Consider the following 3,652-nt stretch of genomic DNA (forward strand, 5'->3'; position numbering starts at 1 on the left):
TTCCCGCCCGTACCGCGCCGGCCGCGCGCACCTCGCGCAGCGCCCTCACCCCCCGCGCGATGGCCGACTCGTCCTGGACGGCGGAGAGGTACAGCTGGCGGATGCGCTGCAGCGGGTCCTGCCCGTGCGCCTGCGCGGGGAGGGCGGAGAGCACCGCCGCGAGCAGCAGCGGAAGGGCGAAACGCTGGATCAGTTCCACGTGCCGGCCTGCAGGGTTCGGCTTCGGCCGAGACTCGCGGCGCCGCGGGAGGCCCGGAAGAGCTCCCAGAGCGCGGCGAGCGCCAGGCCTACCTTGTCGCTCGCCCGGGTGTGCGCGCGGCGGCGCAGGTTGTCGTACCCGTTGCGGCGGATTTCGCGGTGGATGCCGCGGTACACGTGCGCCGCCACGGCGACGGGGCGGGCGAACGAGGAGGGGAGCGCGGGCACCGCTTCCAGCGCGGCGCGGTAGTCGTCCTCCGCGACCGACATCAGCTCCTCCACCAGGGCGCGCCAGGCGGCGGAGATGGTCCCGCCCGCGCACATCCGCGCGAGCGCCGCGTCGGTGATGCCGTGCTTCGCCAGCAGCTCCGCGGGCAGGTACATCCTGCCGTTCGCCCGGTCCTCGCCCACGTCGCGCAGGATGTTGGTCAGCTGCATGGCGTGGCCCATCCGCTCGGCGCGCTCCAGCACCACGGCATCGTCCACCCCCATCAGCTGCGTGAGCCACAGGCCGACGGTAGACGCCACGCAAAAGGTGTAGCGGCGCAGCTCGGCCAGGGTGGCGTACCGCTCGCCGCGCAGGTCCATCCGCATCCCTTCCACCAGCTGGACGGCATGGCGAAAGGGGACGCCGCCCGCGGCCATCTCTCCCATCACGCGGTCCAGCAGCGGCAGCCCCGTGGAATGGCCCTCGTACGCGCGGCGAGACAGCGCCAGCCACGCGTCGAGCAATTCCGCGGCGGGCACCCCGGCCGGCGGATCGTCCACCAGGTCGTCCGTGATGCGGCACCAGGCATACACCCGCGCCACCCGCCCGGCGTCGTCGGGGGAGAAGAGGCGGGAGGCGAAGCGGAACGAGCGGCTTCCCGTCGCCAGGTATGCATCGACCGCCTCCAGCGACGGCACGCGTGCCCGCAGCGCCGCCGCCAGGTCCACCTCGGGGGCGGCGGGAACGACGGCGGCCGGCGTCTCGACGACGACGGCCTCGCGCGCCACCGCCTCGCGGGCGCGGGCGATCCAATCATCCACCAGCCCGACCGTCGTCGCGTCGCCCGGCAGGTGAGCGGACAGCGCGGCGCGAAGCTGCCTGGCCTCCGCCTCCAGCTGCGTCAGCGCGCGCGCCATGGGGCGGCCGCGCGCGGTGGAGCGGTGAAGCGCCCGCGCCGCCTGCGCCGGGTCGGCGCCGAAGCGGAGATCCGGCGCGTGCCCGAGGACCCAGGTCCATCGGCCCTGCGCGTAGTCGCCCAGGGGCGGCTTTCCCGTGTCCGTCTGCGGGCAGTAGTCCAGCAGGTCGTCCAGCATCTGGTAGAGCAGACCCAGCCGGCGGCCCAGCTCGAACACCGCTCCCGCGTCCGCGCGCCCCTCCAGCACCGCCGCCGACGCCAGGGCGCACCCCAGCAGCTCGCCCGCCTTGCCGAGGGCGATCTCGTCGTACGCGGCGCGGGTGAGCACCTGCCCCGCCGCGCGCCCCTGCGCGGCCTCGGCGGCGACGGTGCGCTCCACCGCACGGGCGAAGAGCGTTACGAACTGCAGGCTGCCGGTGCGCGCCGCGGCCCGGTAGGCGGCGGTCAGCAGGTGGTCGCCCTGCACCAGCGCGCACGCCACGCCGCGCGAGGTCGCCAGGGTCGGCTGGCCGCGGCGGACCGCCGCCTGGTCGATGACGTCGTCATGAAGCAGCGACGCCTCGTGCGCCAGCTGCACGGCCAGCACGGCGTGCCAGAACCCCGCCGGCGGCTCGCCGCGCACACCGGCGAAGGCGACCATGGGCCGCAGCAGCTGCCCCGCGGCGTCCGTCCCGGGCAGCCCCTGCGCACCGGCGGCGGAGGACGCAGCCAGGAGCCCTTCGCGCACCCGCGTCAGCAGGTCCTGCACGGGCTCGGCGGTCACGGTCGGCGCGCTCATGCGGGCGCTCCCACCAGGCTCGTCCGCGCTTCGCCCGTGCGCCCCAGCGCTCGCGCGACGAGAGCCGCGCCGGCCAGCGCCGCGGCGGTGGCGGCCACGGCGCCCCACATCCCCGCCGCGGCGCTCATCCCCACGGGGAGCAGGAGGTTGGCGCCGTAGAAGGCCAGCATCCACCGCGTGGGCACCCGGGCCACCCACGCATCCGCCCGCAACGCGGCCAGCGCGGCCATCAACCCCAATCCCGTGACGTACCAGCCGAACAGGTTCAGCCACGGCATGCCGTAGTACGCGCCGGGCTGGCCCCACACCCAGTACGCGGTGGCGTGGCTCATGGCCGGGTCCAGCGCCAGGTCCCAGCTCAGCAGGATCAGCGACGCCACGAGCACCCGCGCCACCGGCCGCTCCGGCAGCGCCGCGCGGGCGGCCGCGTACGAGGGCAGCGACATGAAGAACCAGCTGAGCGGGATTACGATGGGCACCGCGCCGAACCACCGTGCGCCCAGCGCCTCCGTGTAGTGGTACTCGCCGAAGGGAATGCCCGCGCCGGTGCCCAGCAGCTCGCTGCACAGGCTCAGCAGGTAGAGCGCGCAGAAGGCCGGCACCCACCGGGCCCGGGCGTAGATGGACAGCACCGCGGCCAGGAGCGCCCAGGCAAGGTAGATCTGCGCCTGCGCAAAGAACTGGAAGGAGATGCCGTAGAAGCGGGCGAACTGGGGATAGCGGGCCAGGAGCCCGGGGTGCAGCCCGAAGGTGGCGTAGCCGAACAGGGCGAACGCCGTGAACGCGTACAGCACCATCAGCCCCGCGCCGGGCAGGCGGGCTGACAAGGGTGGGGCGGATGAGCTGCGCATTCGGGATTCCCCTGCGGCCGTCGTTACGCCGTGCTCGCCCGGCCGGGATCAGCCGTGAGCGTCGCAGGGACGATACATGGTTTGTATAAGGCTTGTCAAGCCGGTGTTCATAGCCTAGCTTGACGGTACTTCGACAGGGAGCGCAAATGCAGGCGTCCGAAACGCTGCCGCGGTACCCCATCCGCGTCGCGGCACGCATGACCCGGCTTTCGCCCCACGTGCTGCGCGCCTGGGAGCGCCGGTACGACGTGGTGCAGCCCGGGCGCGACGCCGCGGGAGGCCGCCTGTACTCCGAGGCCGACATCTCGCGGCTCCGCCAGCTGCGCCTGGCCACCGAGGCGGGGCACGGCATCAGCCAGGCGGCCTCGCTGCCCCGCGCCGAGCTGGCGGCGCTGGTGGGCGATGACGACGTGCCCCGTGCCGCGCCCGGCCGGCCGCGCGCCGGGGCCGGCGCCTTCGTCTCCTCCGCCCTCGACGCGGTGGAGGCGATGGACGCGCCGCGGCTGTACGCCACGCTGATGGGCGCCGCCGTGGCGCTGCCCTCGCACGAGTTCACGGACGGCGTGGTGGTTCCCCTGCTGCACCGCGTGGGCGACCTGTGGGCGCAGGGTCGCGTCACTCCCGCGCACGAGCACGTGCTTTCCGCGCAGGTGGGCCGCGTACTGGGCTGGCTGGCGGAGTCGCTGCCCGTGCCCGCCGGC

4 protein-coding genes are annotated in these 3,652 nt (G+C 74.6%); 1 reads left to right on the top strand and 3 read right to left on the bottom strand.

The window, feature by feature from the left end; genetic code table 11:
• The 3 genes from VIB55_RS23685 to VIB55_RS23695 form a co-directional block, all read right to left on the bottom strand.
• Window positions 1-199, bottom strand: a 199-nt coding sequence (locus VIB55_RS23685; protein ID WP_331879152.1) for a hypothetical protein, incomplete at its 3' end; no start/stop codon positions are given.
• Window positions 190-2,100 (bottom strand): squalene/phytoene synthase family protein, encoded by a 1,911-nt coding sequence (locus VIB55_RS23690; RefSeq protein WP_331879153.1) that lies wholly within the window; start codon window positions 2,098-2,100, stop codon window positions 190-192. The genes VIB55_RS23690 and VIB55_RS23685, both read right to left, overlap by 10 nt.
• Complete coding sequence (locus VIB55_RS23695) at window positions 2,097-2,927, bottom strand: carotenoid biosynthesis protein (RefSeq protein ID WP_331879154.1); 831 nt, start codon at window positions 2,925-2,927, stop codon at window positions 2,097-2,099. The genes VIB55_RS23690 and VIB55_RS23695 overlap by 4 nt, the downstream gene beginning before the upstream one ends.
• Window positions 2,928-3,097: 170 nt before the next feature.
• On the opposite strand from VIB55_RS23695, the gene VIB55_RS23700 reads away from it, so the two are divergent.
• The coding region (locus VIB55_RS23700) for a MerR family transcriptional regulator (protein ID WP_331879155.1) at window positions 3,098-3,652 on the top strand (555 nt) is incomplete at its 3' end.

This window comes from Longimicrobium sp. (assembly GCF_036554565.1).
In the GTDB taxonomy this organism is placed as follows: domain Bacteria; phylum Gemmatimonadota; class Gemmatimonadetes; order Longimicrobiales; family Longimicrobiaceae; genus Longimicrobium.